15 protein-coding genes are annotated in these 19,259 nt (G+C 73.5%); 3 read left to right on the forward strand and 12 right to left on the reverse strand.

Going from position 1 to position 19,259, the window contains the following annotated elements; genetic code table 11:
- Positions 1 to 195: 195 nt before the first annotated feature.
- The 3 genes from uvrB to rpsA form a co-directional block, all read right to left on the reverse strand.
- On the reverse strand, positions 196 to 2,301 hold the full coding sequence (gene uvrB / locus BJY28_RS13440) for an excinuclease ABC subunit UvrB (protein WP_179463452.1): 2,106 nt from the start codon (positions 2,299 to 2,301) through the stop codon (positions 196 to 198).
- 136 nt (positions 2,302 to 2,437) lie between these two features.
- Positions 2,438 to 3,640, reverse strand: a complete 1,203-nt coding sequence (coaE, locus tag BJY28_RS13445) for a dephospho-CoA kinase (protein WP_179463453.1) — start codon at positions 3,638 to 3,640, stop codon at positions 2,438 to 2,440.
- 122 nt (positions 3,641 to 3,762) lie between these two features.
- Positions 3,763 to 5,277, reverse strand: coding sequence for a 30S ribosomal protein S1 (gene rpsA / locus BJY28_RS13450; protein WP_179463454.1), 1,515 nt, complete (start codon positions 5,275 to 5,277; stop codon positions 3,763 to 3,765).
- A 280-nt stretch (positions 5,278 to 5,557) separates the two neighbouring features.
- Between rpsA and BJY28_RS13455 the strand changes: the two genes are divergently transcribed.
- Complete coding sequence (locus BJY28_RS13455; protein ID WP_179463455.1) at positions 5,558 to 6,385, forward strand: methyltransferase domain-containing protein; 828 nt, start codon at positions 5,558 to 5,560, stop codon at positions 6,383 to 6,385.
- Between the two features lie 67 nt (positions 6,386 to 6,452).
- Here the strand turns inward: BJY28_RS13455 and BJY28_RS13460 are convergent, their stop codons facing one another.
- The 5 genes from BJY28_RS13460 to BJY28_RS13480 form a co-directional block, all read right to left on the reverse strand.
- On the reverse strand, positions 6,453 to 7,448 hold the full coding sequence (locus tag BJY28_RS13460) for an NAD-dependent epimerase/dehydratase family protein (protein WP_179463456.1): 996 nt from the start codon (positions 7,446 to 7,448) through the stop codon (positions 6,453 to 6,455).
- A 3-nt stretch (positions 7,449 to 7,451) separates the two neighbouring features.
- Positions 7,452 to 8,522: a cell envelope lipid trafficking protein PgfA gene (gene pgfA, locus BJY28_RS13465; RefSeq protein WP_179463457.1), complete on the reverse strand. Its 1,071-nt coding sequence runs from the start codon at positions 8,520 to 8,522 to the stop codon at positions 7,452 to 7,454.
- 153 nt (positions 8,523 to 8,675) lie between these two features.
- Positions 8,676 to 9,278: a D-glycero-alpha-D-manno-heptose-1,7-bisphosphate 7-phosphatase gene (locus BJY28_RS13470; protein WP_179463458.1), complete on the reverse strand. Its 603-nt coding sequence runs from the start codon at positions 9,276 to 9,278 to the stop codon at positions 8,676 to 8,678.
- Positions 9,224 to 9,841, reverse strand: a complete 618-nt coding sequence (locus BJY28_RS13475; RefSeq protein WP_179463459.1) for a D-sedoheptulose-7-phosphate isomerase — start codon at positions 9,839 to 9,841, stop codon at positions 9,224 to 9,226. The genes BJY28_RS13470 and BJY28_RS13475 overlap by 55 nt, the downstream gene beginning before the upstream one ends.
- The gene (locus BJY28_RS13480) at positions 9,838 to 10,884 is read right to left on the reverse strand and encodes a GHMP family kinase ATP-binding protein (RefSeq protein ID WP_179463460.1); all 1,047 of its coding nucleotides are present in this window, start codon (positions 10,882 to 10,884) and stop codon (positions 9,838 to 9,840) included. The genes BJY28_RS13475 and BJY28_RS13480 overlap by 4 nt, the downstream gene beginning before the upstream one ends.
- Positions 10,885 to 10,984: 100 nt before the next feature.
- Between BJY28_RS13480 and BJY28_RS13485 the strand changes: the two genes are divergently transcribed.
- Positions 10,985 to 12,190, forward strand: a complete 1,206-nt coding sequence (locus BJY28_RS13485; protein WP_179463461.1) for an acyltransferase family protein — start codon at positions 10,985 to 10,987, stop codon at positions 12,188 to 12,190.
- On the opposite strand, the gene BJY28_RS13490 is transcribed toward BJY28_RS13485, so the two are convergent.
- Genes BJY28_RS13490 through BJY28_RS13500 form a run of 3 tightly spaced genes read right to left on the reverse strand, consistent with a single transcriptional unit; the run spans position 12,135 to position 17,606 of the window.
- Positions 12,135 to 16,001, reverse strand: coding sequence for an alpha-(1->3)-arabinofuranosyltransferase domain-containing protein (locus BJY28_RS13490; protein WP_179463462.1), 3,867 nt, complete (start codon positions 15,999 to 16,001; stop codon positions 12,135 to 12,137). The genes BJY28_RS13485 and BJY28_RS13490 overlap by 56 nt on opposite strands.
- On the reverse strand, positions 15,998 to 16,732 hold the full coding sequence (locus BJY28_RS13495; protein WP_179463463.1) for a methyltransferase domain-containing protein: 735 nt from the start codon (positions 16,730 to 16,732) through the stop codon (positions 15,998 to 16,000). Before BJY28_RS13495 ends, BJY28_RS13490 begins: the two co-directional genes overlap by 4 nt.
- 7 nt (positions 16,733 to 16,739) lie before the next feature.
- Positions 16,740 to 17,606 carry a class I SAM-dependent methyltransferase gene (locus BJY28_RS13500; RefSeq protein ID WP_343037117.1) on the reverse strand — a complete coding sequence of 289 codons (867 nt, stop codon included), beginning with the start codon at positions 17,604 to 17,606 and terminating at the stop codon, positions 16,740 to 16,742.
- A 57-nt stretch (positions 17,607 to 17,663) separates the two neighbouring features.
- On the opposite strand from BJY28_RS13500, the gene BJY28_RS13505 reads away from it, so the two are divergent.
- Positions 17,664 to 18,923: a glycosyltransferase family 4 protein gene (locus BJY28_RS13505; protein ID WP_179463464.1), complete on the forward strand. Its 1,260-nt coding sequence runs from the start codon at positions 17,664 to 17,666 to the stop codon at positions 18,921 to 18,923.
- A 144-nt stretch (positions 18,924 to 19,067) separates the two neighbouring features.
- On the opposite strand, the gene BJY28_RS13510 is transcribed toward BJY28_RS13505, so the two are convergent.
- Positions 19,068 to 19,223, reverse strand: a complete 156-nt coding sequence (locus BJY28_RS13510) for a hypothetical protein (RefSeq protein WP_179463465.1) — start codon at positions 19,221 to 19,223, stop codon at positions 19,068 to 19,070.
- Positions 19,224 to 19,259 lie beyond the last annotated feature (36 nt).

Genomic DNA, 19,259 nt, shown 5'->3' on the forward strand with positions numbered 1-19,259 from the left:
TCACGTGCGGTTACCTTCCGGACGACGGGTGATCCTGTCCGGAGGTCTCTCCCACCCAGGGGCCGGCACCCCGGGCCCGACGACGACCGTGCAGGTCACCGGCGTGCCGTGATGGCGAGGATGCCGCGCGGGGATACTCCCCTCCGCTGACGAGGATTGTCGCAGATGGTGACCCCGACCACGAACCCAGCGCGCTCAGCGCGTCGCCTCGGTCATCTGGCGCAGCTCCTTCTTGAGGTCGCCGATCTCGTCCCGCAGCCGTGCGGCCAGCTCGAAGTGCAGGTCGGTGGCCGCCTGGTGCATCTGGTCGCTGAGGTCCTGGATGAGCTCGGCGAGCTCGGCAGCCGGCATCTGGCTGCCGTCCGGGCGCGACGGGGCACCGCTCTCCCCCTTCGCCGTGGACCGCCCGGAGCCGGGGCGCCCCCGGGACTGGCTGCGGCCGGAGCCCATGAGGGCGTCGGTGTCGGCGTCCTCGCGCTGCAGCATGTCGGTGATGTCGGCGATCTTCTTGCGCAGCGGCTGCGGGTCGAGGCCGCGCTCCCGGTTGTAGGCGATCTGCTTCTCCCGGCGGCGCTGGGTCTCGTCGATCGCCTCCTGCATCGAGGGGGTGATCTGGTCGGCATACATGTGCACCTGGCCGGAGACGTTGCGGGCGGCCCGACCGATGGTCTGGATGAGCGAGCGGGCGCTGCGCAGGAAGCCCTCCTTGTCCGCGTCGAGGATGCTCACCAGCGACACCTCGGGCAGGTCGAGCCCCTCGCGCAGCAGGTTGATCCCGACGAGCACGTCGAACTCGCCGCTGCGCAGCTCGCGCAGCAGCTCCACCCGGCGGAGGGTGTCGATGTCGGAGTGCAGGTAGCGCACCCGCACCCCTTGCTCGAGCAGGTAGTCGGTGAGGTCCTCGGCCATCTTCTTGGTCAGCGTGGTGACCAGCACCCGCTCGTCCCGCTCGGAGCGGACCCGCACCTCGTGCAGCAGGTCGTCGATCTGACCCTTGGTGGGCTTGAGCACGACCTCGGGGTCGACCAGGCCGGTCGGGCGGATGACCTGCTCGACGTAGCCGTCGCCCTTGGCCATCTCGTAGTCGCCCGGGGTCGCCGAGAGGTAGACGGTCTGGCCGATCCGGGTGAGGAACTCCTCCCACTTCAGCGGCCGGTTGTCCATGGCGCTGGGCAGCCGGAAGCCGTGGTCGACCAGGGTCCGCTTGCGGGACATGTCGCCCTCGAACATCGCACCGATCTGCGGGACGGTCTGGTGGGACTCGTCGAGCACCAGCAGGAAGTCCTCGGGGAAGTAGTCGAGCAGGCAGCTCGGCGCCGAGCCGGGGCTGCGGCCGTCGATGTGCATCGAGTAGTTCTCGATCCCGGAGCAGGTGCCGACCTGGCGCATCATCTCGATGTCGTAGGTGGTGCGCATCCGCAGCCGCTGGGCCTCGAGCATCTTGCCCTGCCGCTCGAAGGTGGCCAGCTGCTCGCCGAGCTCGTGCTCGATGCCGCCGATGGCCCGCTCCATCCGCTCCGGTCCGGCGACGTAGTGGGTGGCCGGGAAGACGTAGATCTCGCTCTCCTCGCGGACCACCTCGCCGGTCAGCGGGTGCAGCGTGTAGATCCGCTCGATCTCGTCGCCGAAGAACTCGATCCGCACGGCCAGCTCCTCGTAGACCGGGATGATCTCGACGGTGTCGCCGCGCACCCGGAAGGTGCCGCGGGTGAAGGCCAGGTCGTTGCGGGTGTACTGCATGGTGACGAACTGGCGCAGCAGCTCGTCCCGGTCCCGCTCGTCGCCGACCTTCAGCTTGACCATCCGGTCGACGTACTCCTGCGGGGTGCCCAGGCCGTAGATGCAGGAGACCGAGGCGACGACGACGACGTCGCGCCGGGTGAGCAGGCTGTTGGTGGCGCTGTGCCGCAGCCGCTCCACCTCGTCGTTGATCGAGGAGTCCTTCTCGATGTAGGTGTCCGTCTGCGGGACGTAGGCCTCGGGCTGGTAGTAGTCGTAGTAGCTGACGAAGTACTCGACCGCGTTGTTCGGCAGCAGCTCGCGGAACTCGTTGGCCAGCTGCGCGGCGAGGGTCTTGTTCGGCGCCATCACCAAGGTCGGGCGCTGCACCTTCTCGATGAGCCAGGCCGTGGTGGCCGACTTGCCAGTGCCGGTGGCGCCGAGCAGGACCACGTCCTGCTCGCCGCGCTCGACCCGGTCGGCGAGCTGGGCGATGGCGGTCGGCTGGTCGCCGGCAGGGTCGTACTCGGAGACCACCTCGAAGGGGGCCACCGTGCGCTGCAGATCGGTCACGGGACGCATGTACCCAACCTAAGCCCCGGCACCGACAACGTATTCCGACTGGCCCTCCCCCTTCGACAGTCCCCAACTCCCTAGGCTCCTGGATGTGCCTAGCCTGCAGGCTGAGCGTCTGCGGTCTGCCTAGGCAGTTGGGGGATCAGGGGGCGGTTGGTGGGTCGGGAGTCCAGGACGTGGCGGAGGCCCAGGCCGTGATCCGGGGGTGGGCGGCGGCGAACCACGCCTCCTTCGCCTCCGCGTACGCCGCCCGGTCCAGCCCGAGGCCGGCGAGGCGCTCCTTCTCCGCGCGGTAGGCGAGCCGCTCGCCCTCCTCGGACCGCAGCCAGTCACGGAGGACCATCGCCCAGCGCCAGCCCGGTGAGCCGACCTCACGGACGTGGACGTGCACCGGCATGCCCGGATCGGCGCCCTGGTGGTACCGCTTCGGCCACACCTGACCGTCCTCGGAGCGGTCCTGGGTGATCTCGTCCCGCCGCGGCCAGCCGCCGGCCAGCATCGCCGCGACGAAGTCGGGCCGGTCCGCGTCCGCCAGCGAGCGGACGCCGATCTGCAGGTCGAGGATCGGCGCGGCGAGCATCGGCACCGAGGTGGACCCGACGTGATCGACCCGTACCGCCAGATCACCGAGCCCGTGCCGCAGCCGGGCCACGGTGCGCGAGGCCGCGTCAGCCCAGCCCGGGTCCGGCTCCGTCAGCACGAGCTCCGACGGCTGCACGGCCACCCGCCCCAGCCGGAGGTTCTCGGCGAAGGGCGCCAGCCGCTCCCGCCAGAGCCGCTCGACCTGCCCCCGCAGCTGCTCCGGGGTGCCGTGGTTGTCCAGGAGCACGTCGGCCACCGCGCGTCGCTGAGCGTCGCCGGCCTGCGACCGCATCCGGGAGCGGGCGTCCTCCTCAGGCATGCCACGGTGCTCGACCAGCCGACGCACCCGGGTCTCCTCGTCGGTGTCCACGACGAGGACGAGGTGGTACTGCGGGGCCATCTCCTTCTCGACGAGCAGCGGCATGTCGTGGACGACCACCGCAGCCCCGGCGTCGCGGGCCTGCTCGCGCCGCTCGTCGGTCCGCTGCCAGATCGCCGGATGGGTGATCGCCTCGAGAGCGGCCAGCGCCTGCGGGTCGCCGAAGACCACCCGGCCCAGCGCGGGTCGGTCCAGGGCGCCCTGCGCGTCCAGCAGGTCGTCGCCGAAGCGCGCCACCACCTGCCGCAGGGCCGGCTGCCCCGGCTCGAGCACCTCTCGGGCGATGGCGTCGGCGTCCAGCACCACGGCTCCGGCGTCGCGGAGCGCCGTGGCGGCCGTCGACTTGCCGGACCCGATCCCGCCCGTCAGTCCGATGTAGAGCACCCGCCGACCCTACCCAGGACGATGGGACCCAGGACGCGCGACCCGTCGAGGCACCGACCGTCGACGACGAGACGGCCCGCACCCCTGCCGGGGTGCGGGCCGTCCGCGTTGGTGGCTGGCGATCAGCCGCCGGTGAGCTTCTCCCGCAGAGCAGCCAGCGCCTCGTCGGAGGCGAGGGTGCCCTCGTTGCTCGGCGCCGGGGAGGCGCTGGGCGTGGGCTGGCCCGAGCCGGAGCTCGAGGGACGCGAGCCCGAGTCGGAGGAGTACGAGGTCGTGGTGACCTCGTCGCCCGCCTCGGCGGCGGCAGCGTCGTCGGCGGCCGCCTTCTCGATCTGGGCGCGGTGCGCCTCCCAGCGCTCGTGCGCCTCGGCGTACTGCTTCTCCCAGGCCGCGCGCTGGGCCTCGTAGCCCTCGAGCCACTCGTTGGTCTCCGGGTCGAAGCCCTCGGGGTACTTGTAGTTGCCCTGCTCGTCGTACTCGGCAGCCATGCCGTAGAGCGTCGGGTCGAACTCGGTGAGGTTGGCCCCGTCCTCGTTGGCCTGCTTGAGGCTCAGCGAGATCCGGCGACGCTCCAGGTCGATGTCGATGACCTTGACGAAGATGTCGGCGCCCACCTGGACGACCTGCTCGGGCAGCTCGACGTGCCGCTCGGCCAGCTCGGAGATGTGCACCAGGCCCTCGATGCCGTCCTCGACGCGGACGAAGGCGCCGAAGGGGACGAGCTTGGTGACCTTGCCCGGCACGACCTGACCGATCGCGTGGGTCCGGGCGAAGTGCTGCCACGGGTCCTCCTGGGTCGCCTTCAGCGACAGCGAGACCCGCTCGCGGTCCATGTCGACGTCCAGCACCTCGACGGTGACCTCGTCGCCGACCTCGACGACCTCGGACGGGTGGTCGATGTGCTTCCAGGACAGCTCGGAGACGTGCACCAGGCCGTCCACCCCGCCCAGGTCGACGAAGGCGCCGAAGTTGACGATCGAGGAGACGACGCCGGTGCGGACCTGGCCCTTCTGCAGCTCCTTGAGGAAGGTGCTGCGGACCTCGGACTGGGTCTGCTCCAGCCAGGCACGACGGGAGAGCACGACGTTGTTGCGGTTCTTGTCGAGCTCGATGATCTTGGCCTCGATCTCGCGGCCCACGTAGGGCTGGAGGTCGCGGACGCGACGCATCTCCACCAGCGAGGCCGGGAGGAAGCCGCGCAGGCCGATGTCGAGGATGAGGCCGCCCTTGACGACCTCGATGACGGTGCCGGTGACGACGCCGTCCTCCTCCTTGATCTTCTCGATCGTGCCCCAGGCGCGCTCGTACTGGGCGCGCTTCTTGGACAGGATCAGCCGACCCTCCTTGTCCTCCTTCTGGAGGACCAGGGCCTCGACCTCGTCGCCGATCTCGACGACCTCGTTCGGGTCGACGTCGTGCTTGATGGACAGCTCGCGCGAGGGGATGACGCCCTCGGTCTTGTAGCCGATGTCGAGCAGCACCTCGTCGCGGTCGACCTTGACGATGTGACCCTCGACGATGTCGCCGTCGTTGAAGTCCTTGATGGTCGCGTCGATGGCGGCGAGAAGCTCTTCCTCAGTGCCGATGTCGTTGACGGCGATCTGAGGGGCGGTCGTGTCGACCGTGCTGGCAGTCATGTAGTAGGAACTCCGATTGTGGACAGATGAGTAGCGGACAGATGGTGGTCGCACCGTGCTGAGATCCACCGCCCGGAGCCGGATGCGGTCGAGCAGCAGACGCACACGTGTGCACGTTTATCCTAGGCAACCCCTCGTCCGCGGGTCAAAGGCGCCCCGGGCCGTCGGCCCTGGAGCCGCCGACCGGCGGCACGCCCGGTGAGCTGCCCGCGCCCCCGCGCCCGCTCACCACCCGCTCACCCCCTGCGCACCACCCGTGACCTCGGGCGATACTGGCGCGGTGAGCGAGACCGACGACCGCGCGCCCGCCCGGGTCGAGCGCCGGAACGCCCCGCAGGACGAGACCGTGACCGCGAACCGCGGGTGGTGGGACGCCGCCGCGGTGGACTACCAGCAGGAGCACGGTGCCTTCCTCGGCGACGCCGAGCTCGTCTGGGGACCGGAGGGGTGGACCGAGGAGGAGCTGCGGGTGCTCGGGCCGGCCGGGGGCCTGCGCGGGCTCGACGTGCTGGAGTTCGGCGGGGGCGGCGCCCAGGGCGCCCGCTGGTGCGCGGCGCAGGGTGCCAGGGTGCTCTCCACCGATCTCTCGGCCGGGATGCTGGCTGGTGCCCGGCGAATCGACGCCGCCCACGACGGCCCGTCCCCGCTGCTGGCCCAGGCCGACGCCACCCGGCTGCCGCTGGCCGACGCGTGCATGGACGTCGTCTTCTCCGCCTACGGCGCCCTCCCCTTCGTCGCCGACGCGCGGGGGCTGATGGCCGAGCTGGCCCGGCTGCTGCGCCCGGGCGGCCGGCTGGCCTGCTCGACCAGCCATCCCATCCGCTGGGCCTTCCCGGACGTGCCCGGCGAGGCCGGCCTCGGCGCCAGCGGCAGCTACTTCGACGAGGCGCCCTACGTCGAGGAGGACGCGCAGGGCCGGGCGACCTACGTCGAGCACCACCGCACGCTGGGCCACCGGGTCGCCGACCTGGTGGCTGCCGGGCTGGTGGTCACCGACGTGCTGGAGCCGCCGTGGCCCGAGCGGAACACGCAGACCTGGGGCGGCTGGTCGCCGCTGCGCGGGGCGCACCTGCCCGGGACGCTGATCCTGGCCGCCCGCAAGCCCTGACGAGGCGCCTGACGTCACCCCAGCGTCGGGCGGTCCGACGGGCAGGTCGGTGGCGGACCGTGGCGGCTCAGTGGCCGGCGAGGATGTGCTCGGTGTCGCTGGCGCTCAGCGGCCGGGCGCGCAGCCGCGGCCCCTGCGCCTCGCTGCGGAACCAGTCGATGGTCCGGCGCAGCGCGTCCTCGATCTCGACCTGTGGCTCCCAGCCGAGCAGCTCGCGGGCCAGCGCGGTGTCCGGCTGACGGACCGTGGGGTCGTCGACGGGACGGGCGATGTGCCGGATCGTCGAGGTGCTCCCGGTGAGCTCGATGATCCACTCCGCGAGCTCGGTCATCGACAGCTCGTGCGGGTTGCCGATGTTCACCGGCCCAGCGTGCTCGCTGTCGGCCATCGCCAGGATCCCGGTGATGAGGTCGTCGACGTAGCAGATCGAGCGGGTCTGGCTGCCGTCGCCGGCCACCGTGACCGGCTGGCCGGCCAGCGCCTGGCGGATGAAGTTGGGGATCGCCCGGCCGTCGTCCGGGCGCATCCGCGGGCCGAAGGTGTTGAAGATCCGCACGATCCCGGTGTCCACGCCGTGGGTGCTGCGGTGCGCCAGGGTGAGCGCCTCGGCGAACCGCTTGGCCTCGTCGTACACCCCGCGCGGCCCGACCGGGTTGACGTGCCCCCAGTAGGACTCGGGCTGCGGGTGCACCGCCGGGTCGCCGTAGACCTCGGAGGTCGAGGCCAGCACGAAGCGGGCCCCCTTCTCCCGGGCCAGCGCCAGCGCGTGCATCGTGCCGATCGAGCCCACCTCGAGGGTCTCGATCGGCAGCTGCAGGTAGTCCACCGGGCTGGCCGGCGACGCCAGGTGCAGCACGAGGTCGACGTCACCCGCGACGGTCACGTCGCGGGTGACGTCCACCTCCACCAGGTCGAAGCCGGGCTCGTCGGCGAGGTGGGCGACGTTCGCCGGGGTGCCGGTGACGAAGTTGTCCAGCGCGACCACCTCGTCGCCGCGGGCGACCAGGCGCTCGCACAGGTGCGAGCCCAGGAAGCCGGACCCGCCGGTGACGACGGCGCGCACGGATCAGCCGTGCAGGTCGCGGCGACGCTGCGTCTGGTCGTCCGGACCGGACCGCCCGTCGGCCGGGTACGAGCCCTGCTGCGGCTGGTCGCCGAAGACGGGGTCCGGACCGGTGGCGTAGGCCGGCTCGTTCTCCAGGCGCCGGTTGCGACCGGCGACGATCGAGAAGATCAGTCCGCCGATGAGCAGCAGCGCGCCGATGATGATCAGCGGGATGGAGAAGGTGGTCTGCACGCCCTTGAGCAGCATCGACTTGGACTTGTAGTCCTCGACGTTCTGGTTGACGGTGTCCTCGGTGAAGCGGGAGACCGTGTCCAGGGCGTCGACCGTCTGGTTGTCGTACTGGAACTCCTGGTGCTGCTCCTCGGTGCGGTCCAGGACCACCCCGGTCACCGGGTCCACCCAGAAGGTGCGCTTGTTGGAGTAGTAGCGGTCCGCGGTGACCGCGCCGCTGTCGTCCGCCTGCCCGAAGAGCTGGCCGGGCAGCTCCATCTCGGTGTACTTCGTCAGCGGCACCTCCATGGTGTACCGGTACACCTCCATGCCCTGCAGCTCCTCGGTGTCCTCGTAGGTCACCGGGTAGGCCTGCCGGGTGGTCGAGTCCCACCACTCGTACTCGTCGGTCGGCTGCGCGTCGAAGGGGAACTTGACGGTCAGGCCCTGGTGCTGGACCTCCTGGCCGTCGAGGCTCTCGCCGCAGCAGTTCACCGCCATGCCGGTGTGCCGGTCGAAGACGACGGTCTCCTGCGAGGCAGCCATCGGCATGTCGTCGTCGTTGTTGTCGCTCTTGGTGCCCAGCTCCCACACGGCCAGGTCCTGATCGGTCTCCTCAGACGCCTGCTCGGCGTCGGAGGGGCGACCGATGACGGTCGCGACGGTGGTCAGCTCTCCCCCGCCCGGCTCGACGTTGTCCGCGTCGAAGAAGGTGGCGTTGGGGTCCTGCACCACCTGACGGGAGTTCTGGTCGAGCGGGACGACCGCCAGCCGCGGGTAGGCGTAGAACTTCAGGAGCAGGCCCAGGACGAGCAGGAATGCCCCTACGCCCATGATGATGGCCGGCAACAGCTTGCGCACGAGAGACCCTCCTTGGTCCAGGAACTTACCGGAGGGTAGCACCGCAACCCATCGATGACCGGCGTGCACGAGAGTAAGCGACGTGTCGTGCGCCACGTGGCAGGACACGACGATCCGCACCTCGCCTGCGATACCCCCTCCCAGGGGCCGCTATCAGCCCAGCAGGTCCGTGACCAGGCCGGACAGCGGACGGCTCGGGCTCACCCCTTCGGCCCGCATCCCCAGGCCCTCGGCCGGGGCGAGGTCGCCGGGCTTGTCGCCGAGCATCACGCACCGGCCCGGCTCAGCCCAGGGGGCCCGCCGCAGGACCTCCTCGAAGAGTCCCGGCCTCGGCTTGCGGCAGCGGCACGTGCCGCGCTCGTGCGGGCACACGGCGACGGCGTCCAGCCGGCCGCCGGCGGCGGCCAGCCCCGCGCGCAGCCGGTCGTGCACGGCCCGCAGGTCGGCAGCGGTCATCAGGCCGCGCGCCACGCCGCGCTGGTTGGTGACCAGCACCGTGGTCAGCCCGGCGGCGGTGAGCCGTCCCACCGCGTCGGCCGCCCCGGGCAGCAGGCGCAGCTCCTCGGGCCGGGTGACGTAGCCGCCCTCGACCTGCACGTTGAGGGTGCCGTCCCGGTCCAGCAGCACCAGGTCCACCGGGCCGCGCCCGTCGGGCTCGGGCAGCAGCGGCGGCCCGTCCCACCAGGGGGCGGGCAGCGCGCTCAGGGCAGCTCCTGCATGACCTCGTCGACCGCCTCGCACCAGGCGTGCGCCCACAGCATGTGCAGCTCCTGGATGCGCGGGGTCTCCTCCGAGGGCACGACGAGCAGGTGGTCGGCGAGCTCGCCCAGCCCGGCGCCGCGCGCGCCGGTCATGAGCACCGTGACGAGGCCGCGCTCGCGGGCCACCTGCAGCGCGGCCAGCACGTTCGGGCTGGCCCCGGAGGTGGACATCGCCAGCAGCACGTCGCCCTCGCGCCCGTGCGCCCGGACGCCCCGGGCCAGCACCTGCTCGAAGCCGTAGTCGTTGGCGATCGCGGTGACCGACGAGGTCGACTCGGCGAGGCTGACCGCCGGCAGCGGGGCCCGGTCCTGGACGCACCGGCCGAGCATCTCGGCGGCGACGTGGCTGGCGATCGCCGCCGACCCGCCGTTGCCGGCGACGAGCAGGGTGCGGCCGCTGGTGACCGCGGCCACCACCGCCTCCCCCGCCGCCAGCACCTGCCTGCGCAGGCTCTCCTGCGCGGCCGCGCGGGCCAGCTCGGACCAGGCGGTCACCCCGGCGTCGTGCCGGGCGGCCAGCACCCCGGCCGGGTCGCGGGGCTGCGTCGGGTCGCTCATCGTTGCCCCCTCCAGGTGGTGGCTCCGTGGTCGGTGAAGGTGAACTCCGAGACCTGCAGCCCGAGGCCGATGAGGGCGTCGGCGACCTGGTGACGCCGTTCGAACTCGCAGATGAAGATCATGTGGCCGCCGCCACCGGCTCCGGTGACCTTGCCCCCGAGGGCCCCGGTACGCATGGCCAGGTCCACGGCGTCGAGGATCAGCGGGGTGGCGATCCGGCTGGACATCCGCTGCTTCTCGGCCCAGGCCTGCCCGAGCAGCCGGCCGACCTCGTCGACCTTGCCGCGCAGCAGCGCCACCCGCATGGCGTCGGCGAGGTCGCGCTGCGCCCGCAGGCCGGCCACCGCGTCCTGCTGGCCGGTCTCGTAGCGGCTGACCTGGTCCTCGATGATGTGGTCGCTGACCCGGGTCCGCCCGGTGTAGGCCAGCAGCATGTTGTGCTCCAGCTCGTGCACGGTGTCCGCGCGCACCCGCAGCGGCGAGACGACGACCTCGCCGTGGCCGCGGAACTCCATGAAGTTGAACCCGCCGAAGGCGGCCGCGTACTGGTCCTGGTAGCCGCCGGGGATGCCCAGGTCCTCGCGCTCGAGGTGGTAGGCGAGCTCGGCCATCTCGTGCGGGTCCAGGTCGATGCCGCAGTGCCGGGCGACGAGGTCGATCACCGCCACCATGACGGCGCTGGAGGAGCCCAGCCCGGAGCCGGGCGGGGCGTTGGTGTGCAGGAAGAGGTCGAAGCCGTCGGAGGGCATCGCCCCGCGCAGCGTCATGATCCGGTCGATCGCCGCCTTGGGCAGGTCCAGCGTGCCGTCCAGGGTGGCCCGCTGGCCGACCTCGTAGTCGATCGCCTGCCCGTAGTCGTGCGACTCCACGGTGATCCGCCCGTCGGTCCGCGGACGAAGGGTGGCGTAGGCGTAGCTGCTGATCGTGGCGCTGAGCACCGCCCCGCCCTCACGCTCCGGGAAGGGCGAGACGTCGGTCCCGCCGCCGGCGAAGCTCACCCGCAGCGGCACCCGCGCGCGCAGCACCGGTCGCTCCGGTCGCATCAGACCCCTTCCGATGGGTGACAATCGTCCCTGTCCAGCAGTTACCCGATGGTAGGCGAGGAGCACCGTGCCGTCCCCGACGACCGCTCAGCCTCGCACTGTGACGCTCGACGCGTTGCGGGGGGTGGCCGCCTGGCTCGTGCTGCTCTCGCACGTGGGCTTCTGGACCGGGGAGACCTCCGGGGGCGCCGTGGGCAGCCTGGCCGCCCGCGGCGACGTCGGGGTGGCGATCTTCTTCGCGCTCTCCGCGGCGCTGCTGTCCGCCCCCTTCGTCCGTCGCGGTCTGGGCGAGCCGGCCCCCTTCTCCCTCGCCCGGTACGCCCGTCGCCGCCTGGCCCGCATCCTGCCGGCCTACTACCTGGCGCTGGCCGGGGTGCTGCTGACCGCGGTGGCGCTCGGCGACCCGGGCGGGGTGCTCAGCCTGCCGACCGTGCTGGTGCACCTGGTGCTGGGGCAGGGCGTGACCGGGGTGACCTTCCAGTCCTTCACCCAGACCTGGAGCCTGACCACCGAGGCGGTCTTCTACCTCGTGCTGCCGCTGGGTGCGGCGCTGGCCGTGCCGTGGGTGCTGGCGGCCGGTCCGGGAGCCGCGGACGAGAGCGCGCGACGTCGTGCCCGCGGCCGTCGGATGATCCTCGGCTGCGCCGTGCTCGGCCTGCTCGGGCTGCCGGTCCAGGGCCTGGCCGCGGTCTTCACCGGGGAGGGCGCGTCCTGGTGGGCCGGGGCGCTGGCCACCTCGGTGCCCGGGCACGCGCTGTGGTTCGCCGTCGGGATCGCCGTCACCGTGCTGCTCGAGGCCGAGCGCGCCGGGACCCGGCTGTGGGGCGGTCGCGCCGGTGAGCTGGTCGAGGTGCTGCGCACCTCGCCCGGGACCCTGGTGCTGCTGGCGCTGGTGGTCTGGGCGGTCGCCGCCACCCCGCTGGCCGGGCCGCGCGACCTCACCGACCCGGCGGCCGGCGCGCTGGTCGCCCGGGAGGTGCTCTACGGCGTGATCGCGCTGGCGCTGCTGCTCGCCGCGACCAGCCGGGGACTGCCGGAACGGGTGGCCGCCTCACGGCTGGCCGGCCCGAGCCGGTGGCTGGGCGACACCTCGTACGGCGTCTTCCTGTGGCACGTGCTGGTGCTCCAGGTGGTGTACGCGGCGCTGGACCTCCGGCTCTTCTACGTGCCCTTCGTGCCGATGCTCGTCCTCGTCACCGTGCTCTCGCTGGGCATCGCCCACCTGTCGTGGGTGCTCGTGGAACGGCGGTTCATCGCCTGGGCCCACCGGGACGCAGCAGCGCGGCCAGCAGCAGCCCGACGGTGACCGCGCCGAGCCCCTGACCGACCCAGGCGCCGGCCGAGTACCGCTCGGCGACGCCGAGCGCGGCGATGGCGAGGGCCGAGAGCAGCAGCGTGCCCAGGACGGCGAGCGGCCGCGCGCGGGAGGGCACGAGGGCACCGAGCGGGGCGAGCAGGGCGCCGAGCGGGCCGGCGACGAGACCCCCGAGGACGAGCGCGGTCAGGCCGGTCGGCAGCCGCCCGGCCGTCCTGGAACGCACCTCCGTGGCGGTGCCCGGCGGGTCTCCCCGGGGCGGGGCTGTCCCGTCGGCGCGCGGCACCGCGGGCACCGACGGGCGCCGGGCGCGGGCGAGCCGCTCGCCGGCCGCCCAGAGCAGCAGCAGGGCCACGAGCAGCCCGCCGACGAGCAGGGCGGTGCGGTGGGCGCCGTTGGGCGCGAAGTCGACGGTGACCTGCTCGGCTCCCCCGGCCGGGAGCCGGAAGCCCTGACGCCAGCCGTCGACGGTGACCGGGTCCAGCCGCCGCCCGTCGGCGGTGCGTGCCTGCCACCCGGCGTTGGCCCCCTGGGCCAGGGTCAGGTAGCCCGCCTCCCCCGGCTCGACGTCGATACGCCACCGGCCGGGGTGCTCACGCTCGGCAGAGGTGACCCCGCGGGCCGGCGCCGCCGAGGCGCTCGACGCGGTCGCGCCGCCGCCCACACCCGACGGGCCGTCCGCGGCGGCCTCTCCCTCGTCCAGGCCCGCCGCGCCGGCCTCTCCCGCGTCCTCCGCCGAGGTTACCCGGACGCGCTCCGGCAGCAGGACGTCGGTCGCCGTGGTCAGCACGTCGGTGCGGCCGCCGTCGTGCGTGGTCTGACCGCACGAGCGGAGCGGCACCGGACGGCCGGAGAGCAGGTCGCCGCGGGAGACCGACAGCGCGAGGCCGACCCGCTCCTGGCCGATCCGGACCGAGCCGGCCTGCCCGCACCCCAGCTCCACGGTCCGGTCGTCGCTGCTCTGGTCGTCACGTCCCTGGTTGGCGCTGCCCGCCAGCCCGTCGACGCTCACCTCGGGAGCCCGCCAGGACTCCCCGCCACGGACGAAGCTCAGCCGCAGGGTCGAGGTCTGCTGCACCGGGACCTGCAGCCGGGTGGTGGACCCGCGCACCCAGGTGCCCTGGTCGGTCTGGATCCGAACCGGCCCGGCCGCGCGGTCCAGGGAGATGGTCGAGACGCGACGCTGCTCCCCCAGGTCGATCTCGAGGGTGGGGGCGGCCTCGTCGGGAGCGGGTTCCCAGCGGGTCGCGGGGTCGCCGTCGACGGCTGCGCCTGGCCGGTGCTGCAGCCGCTCGTGCGCGGGGCGGTCGGTCGCGGCGCGGGTGCTGCTGCGCAGCGACCAGGGACCGTCGAGCAGGTCCTCGGCGGCCAGGCTGGGCCGGGGCCGCGCCCAGGCGCGCACGTCCAGGGCGCCGCTGGGCGGGGTGGCGGTGCGGCGCAGGTCGGCGCCCTCCTCCCCGAGGCTCGGGTCGGCGGCCGCGCGGGGGTCGCGGGTGATGAGTACCGGGCCGTCGCCGGAGGGCAGCGCGAGCACCGGGCCGTCGTCGTCGGTGCCCGGCGCCACGCGGGTGGTGCGGCCGGTGCTCTCGCCGCCCGGCGGCAGGTCGCGGGTGCCGACCTCGACGGGACGGGGGTCGTCGGCCGGGAGCGTCGGCGAGCGCCCGTCCTGCGGTGGCAGCCCGGAGGACAGCGCCTGCCAGCGCAGGGAGTCGGTGGTGATCGCGGCAACGTCCGAGCCGTCGCCGCCGAGGCCGTCCGCGACCGGGTCGTCGGCGGCGACGTCGCCGGTGAGCAGCATCGCCTGCTCCGGGGTCAGCAGGCCGGTCTCGGCGAGATCGGTCCACACCTCCGGCGCCCCGGCGACCCGCTGGGCCGTCGCGACCGGGTAGAGGCTGGCGGCGTCGTCGGCGTCGGCATCCGGGGCCGTCACCGACCACACGACGACCCGGTGCTCGCCCCGGCCGGTCGCGTCGGTGCGCTCGATCCCCGGCGAGGCGTCCAGCGTGGCCGCAGCAGCGTCCGGGTCGAGGGTGCCGACGTCGGCGCTGATCCCCCAGCGCACGACGACCCGGCGCACCCCCAGGCGCTCCAGCTGGTCGGCCAGCCGGGGCGAACCCACCCCGGCCGAGGCGAGCAGATCGATCCCGTCGAGGACCCGGGTGGCCCCGGGGTGCCCGAGCGGGGCCGACCCGCGGCCGAGCACCGGTGACTCGGCCAGGGCGGCCAGCGGCTCGTCCACCGTGCGGCCCCAGGTGTAGTCGGCGGTCCGGGCGCCGGGCAGCAGCAGCGTGGCTCCGCCCTCACGCTGGGCCGCGCGGTCGACCGTCTGGGCCGTCGTGGCCCACTCGGCGGGCACCTCGTCGTAGGCCCAGGCGTCGCCGCCGCGCCCCTGCCACAGCGGCAGGGTGGCCGCGACCAGCGCCACCGCGGTGCCGGCGACGAGCAGCCGGCCCGTGGTGAGGCGTGCCCCCACGGCGAACCGGCGCCCCGTCCACCCTCCCGGTGCGGTGGGGACCCCCTTCGCCACCCCGCCCCGGCGTCCAGCCACCCCGGCGAGCAGCAGGCCCACCCCGAGCGCCACCGGCAGGCGGACCAGCGGGTCGGCCTTGTGCACGTTGCGCAGCGCGGCCAGCGGCCCGTCCAGCAGGTCCTGGACCGGGCCGGCCAGCGGGCCCGAGCCCGAGCCCTCGCGGCCCACCGCCATGACGAGCACGCCCAGCAGCACCCCGGTCAGCGCCCACCGGGTCAGGTGTCGTCGCTCCGCCGACGCGCGCTCGCCCGGTCCGTGCCGGCGCGCCCTGACCAGGCCGGCGAGACCGAGCCCGGCCACCGCCATGGTGCCGATGATCGCCAGCACCGACTGGGCCAGCACCCAGCCGGTCTGCCAGGTGGGGTGGTCGCCGGCGGTGAGGATGTAGGCGACCCAGTGCTGCGCCCCGCGCAGGACGTTGGGCAGCGAGGCCACCGCCGTGGTCGTCGAGGCCACCTCGATGAAGTCGAGGAAGGGGTAGGAGTAGCGGCCGAGGACGAGTAGCGGGCCGAGCCACCAGGCGCTGCCGAGCAGCGCGCCCAGGCTCCACCAGGCCAGCGCGCGGCCCTTGCGGCGGCCCCGGGGGGCCAGCAGGATCCAGCCGGCGGCCGGGACCAGCGCGACCAGGGAGACGGTGGCGTTGACCCCGCCGAGGCAGGCGGCCAGCAGCCCGGTGGTCACGGCGGCCCGGCGTCTGTCGGACGCCGCGACGCCCTCGCGCACGGCCCGCTCGGCCGCCAGCACCAGCCACGGCAGCAGCGCGTAGGGCCACACCTCGACGGAGATCTCCGAGAGCACGGTGAGCACCCGCGGCGAGAGCGCGTAGACGACCCCGGCCAGCAGCGCCGTGCCGGTGCCGAGGCCGGCGATGCGACGGGCCAGCCGCTCGGTGCCGAGGAGAGCGACGACGAGGATCAGCGCCCACCAGGCCCGCTGGATGACCCACGGGTCGAGGCCGATCACCTCGCCGAGCCAGTAGAAGGGACCCATCGGCCACAGGTAGCCGTAGGCCTGGTTCTGCAGCTCGCCGACCCCGGTGTGGTCGTTCCAGGCCCACAGGGCCCGGGCGAGGTATCGGCCCGGGGAGAGCAGCAGGTCCACCTTCGTGTCCGGCTGGATCATCCCGGGGGCGACGAAGAACGGCAGCACCCCCACGGCGAGCATCGTCACCAGCCGCTGCAGCCCGGCCCGCCGTCGGCGGACGTCGGTCGCGGCGGGGGCGCCCGGGAGGGACCTCGCGGTGGTCGCCGAGGCAGCGGCACCGTCGGTCATCGACGACGCAGCACGAGCAGCAGGTTCCAGGTGAGCACCTCGCGCACGCCGGGCACCCGCAGCAGGTGGGCGAAGCCGTCGGGGAGGTAACGCGGGCGGGCGACGAGCACCTCGACGTCCGTGCGCTGCCGGGCCCAGGCCAGGCCCTGGGCGACCGAGACCCGGTAGAGGGTCTCGTCCACCCGGTTCTTCGGCGGGTGCCCGTGGCGGCGGGTGTAGCGGCGGACCGCCCGTCGGCCACCCAGCCAGTGCCACGGCGAGGTCTCGTGCCCGCCCCACGGCGAGAGCCAGTTGGTGTAGGAGAGGAAGACCAGCCCACCCGGACGGGTCACCCGGACCAGCTCGTCGGCCACCCGCTCCGGGTCGGGCACGTGCTCCCAGACGTTGCTGGAGAAGGCGATGTCGACGCTGCCGTCGGCCACCGGCAGGTCGGCGGCGTCGCCGACCACCCCGGCGCCGACCAACGACGGGACCTCACGGTCGTGGTCCACCGGGATGTAGCGCGCCCCGGCGTCGCGGAAGGCGCCGGCGAACTCCCGGGGGCCGGCCCCCACGTCCAGCACGGTGAGACCGGACAGGTCGGCGTGCTCGCGCAGCAGCTCCAGGGAGTCCGTGGCCAGCTCGGAGTAGAACCGCTCGGGCTCGGTCTGCTCCACCAGGAACGCCCGGAAGAGCCGCACCGAGCGGCGCAGCCCGCGCGGGCGTGCGGTGCTCGGGCTGGTGTCGGTCACGGGGCCATCATGGCCGACGGGCCTCGAGCTGCAGCGTCGGCCGGCTGCGTGGCGCGACGAGCCGCTGGGCCAGGACCAGGGGCAGGCTGGCCACGGCTGCCGCCATGGTGGTCCGTGAGGCGAGCACCCCGGCCCGGCGCTCGGCCGGCCGCAGCGCCCGGACCAGGCTCGCCGCGTCGACGCTCAGGCTGTCCAGCGGCAGCCGGGTGACCTGCACGTCGACGAGGCCCGCGGCCGTCGCGGCGCGCGCCAGGGAGTCGGCGGTGAAGAAGCGGCGGTGGGTGGGGTCCTCGAGCATCCACCAGGCCGACCCGTAGCGCTCGACACCGGTGGAGTCGCCGGCGGGCGTGAGCATCACCACCCGGCCACCCGGGCGGGCCAGCCGCCGGGCACCGGCCAGCGCGGCGGCCGGGTCCTCGACGTGCTCGAGGACGTGGATGCCGACGACGAGGTCGTGCTGCCCGGCCTCGGTCAGCGTCTCCACGGTGCCGCGGTGCAGGTCGCCCGCTGCCCGCACCCGCGGGTCGACGTCGAGCAGCAGCTGGTCCGGGTCGACCCCGGCGACCCGGGCGCCGTCGTCGAGGAAGCGGCGCAGCATCTCTCCGGTGCCGTAGCCGATCTCGAAGACCGAGCCGGGCCGGCCTCCGCGGACCAGCGAGCGGTAGGTCAGGTCCAGGCGCACCCGGTCCAGCCGCGGCTCGCCGCCGTAGGCGAGGTCGCGGTGGTGCGCCGGCGCCCGGTCGAGGTCGCGGAGCAGGTGCCCGCAGGTGGCGCAGCGCTCCAGCACCCCGCCGTGGCGAAGGGCGATGCCCCGCACCTCTCCCCCGCACACCTCGCAGCTGCGAGGAACCTCACCTACCCCTGGGTAACTCACGGGGTTACCCTAGCCGTCGACCCGGCCACCACGAGGTGGCCAGTGAAGGAGCAGGGGATGAGCGACGACGCCGGGGGCGGACGTGCCCCGCTGCGCGTGCTCTACCTCTCCTGGCGGGACCGGGAGAACCCGGAGGCCGGTGGCGCCGAGACCTTCACCGAGCGCACCAGCGAGGTGCTCACCGGGCTGGGCCACCAGGTCACGCTCTTCACCGCCCGCTTCCCGGGAGGCGCTGCACGCACCCGGCACGGTGACGTGGACGTGGTGCGTCGCGGCGGCAAGTTCACCGTCTACCTGCACGGGCTGGCCCACCTGCTGCGGCACCGTCGGGACTACGACGTCGTGCTCGACGTGCAGAACGGCGTCCCCTTCTGGAGCCCGCTGGTGGCCGGTCGGCTCCCGGTGATCAACATCGTCCACCACGTGCACCGGGACCAGTGGTCGGCGGTCTTCGGTCCGTCGGTCGCCCGGCTCGGCTGGTTCCTGGAGTCGCGGCTGGCGCCGCGGGTCTACCGGGGCAGCCGGTACGTGACGGTCTCGCGCTCGACCCGCGCCGAGCTCGAGGAGCTGGGGGTCGACCCTGGCCGGGTGGACCTCGTCTACTCCGGCAACGACCGGCCCGTCGACCTGGACCGCTACGCCGAGCTGGAGCGGACCGAGCGGCCGACGATCCTCTTCCTCGGGCGGCTGGTCCCGCACAAGCACGTCGAGCAGGCCGTCGACATCCTCGCCGACCGGGCGGACACCCACCCGGACCTCGAGCTGCACATCGTCGGCGGCGGCTACTGGGAGAGCACCATCGCCGCGCACGCCGCACGTCGCGGGGTGAGCGACCGGGTGCACCTGCACGGCTTCGTCGACGAGCCGGTCAAGCACGAGCTGCTGGCCCGCTCGTGGGTGGTCGTCATGCCCTCGCACAAGGAGGGCTGGGGGCTGACCATCGTCGAGGCAGGGCTGCACGGCACGCCGGCGGTGGCCTACTCCTTCGCCGGCGGTCCGAGCGAGTCGATCGTGCACGGCCGGACCGGGCTGCTGGCCGACAGCCGGGCCGAGTTCGAGGAGCAGGTGCTCTCGCTGCTGGACGACGCCGAGCAGCGGCGCGACCTGGGACGGACGGCGCGGATCTACGCGACCTCGTTCGACTGGGTGCGGGCCGGTCACCGGCTGGAGACGGTGATCCTGTCGGTGCTGGGGCGCGGGGCGCGCTACCGGGACGACACGGTCGACCTGGACGCGCTCATCGCCAGCTCGCCGCGGGAGCGGCGTGGTCCAGGCGGTGGGCAGCCGCGGCGGCGCGCGACCAGCTCGGTGGCCTGAGCCTCACTCAGCGGTATCAGAGCGGGCGATCCATGCGCGCTCGGCGCGCAACGGCGTGCCGAGAACCTCTCGGTCACGCGAGAAGCCTTCCCCATGAACCGAGCCTTTATCGGGTAACCCGATAAAGGCTCGGTGAGGGGAAGATCAGGAGTTGTAGGAGATGACGGAGGTGTTCTCCTGCGGCACCTCGGCGCCGGTCTGAGACTGCACGACGATGAAGATCGCCACGGCCGCCAGCAGCGCACCGATGATCGTGCCGGTCACGTTGTAGACGGTCTTCTGGGTGCCTTCGTTGTTCACGTTCGTCCCTCCAGGATGGTCAGGTCTGCATCGATT

The sequence above is a fragment of the Janibacter alkaliphilus genome (assembly GCF_013408565.1).
Taxonomy (GTDB): Bacteria; Actinomycetota; Actinomycetes; order Actinomycetales; family Dermatophilaceae; genus Janibacter; species Janibacter alkaliphilus.

What these genes read in the sequence shown, in the direction of transcription:
- BJY28_RS13475 (WP_179463459.1), bottom strand. Translation starts at nt 9,841, where the DNA reads ATGAGCGACCCGACGCAGCCCCGCGACCCGGCCGGGGTGCTGGCCGCC.
- uvrB (WP_179463452.1), bottom strand. Translation starts at nt 2,301, where the DNA reads ATGCGTCCCGTGACCGATCTGCAGCGCACGGTGGCCCCCTTCGAGGTG.
- rpsA (WP_179463454.1), bottom strand. Translation starts at nt 5,277, where the DNA reads ATGACTGCCAGCACGGTCGACACGACCGCCCCTCAGATCGCCGTCAAC.
- BJY28_RS13505 (WP_179463464.1), top strand. Translation starts at nt 17,664, where the DNA reads ATGAGCGACGACGCCGGGGGCGGACGTGCCCCGCTGCGCGTGCTCTAC.
- BJY28_RS13490 (WP_179463462.1), bottom strand. Translation starts at nt 16,001, where the DNA reads ATGACCGACGGTGCCGCTGCCTCGGCGACCACCGCGAGGTCCCTCCCG.
- BJY28_RS13480 (WP_179463460.1), bottom strand. Translation starts at nt 10,884, where the DNA reads ATGCGACCGGAGCGACCGGTGCTGCGCGCGCGGGTGCCGCTGCGGGTG.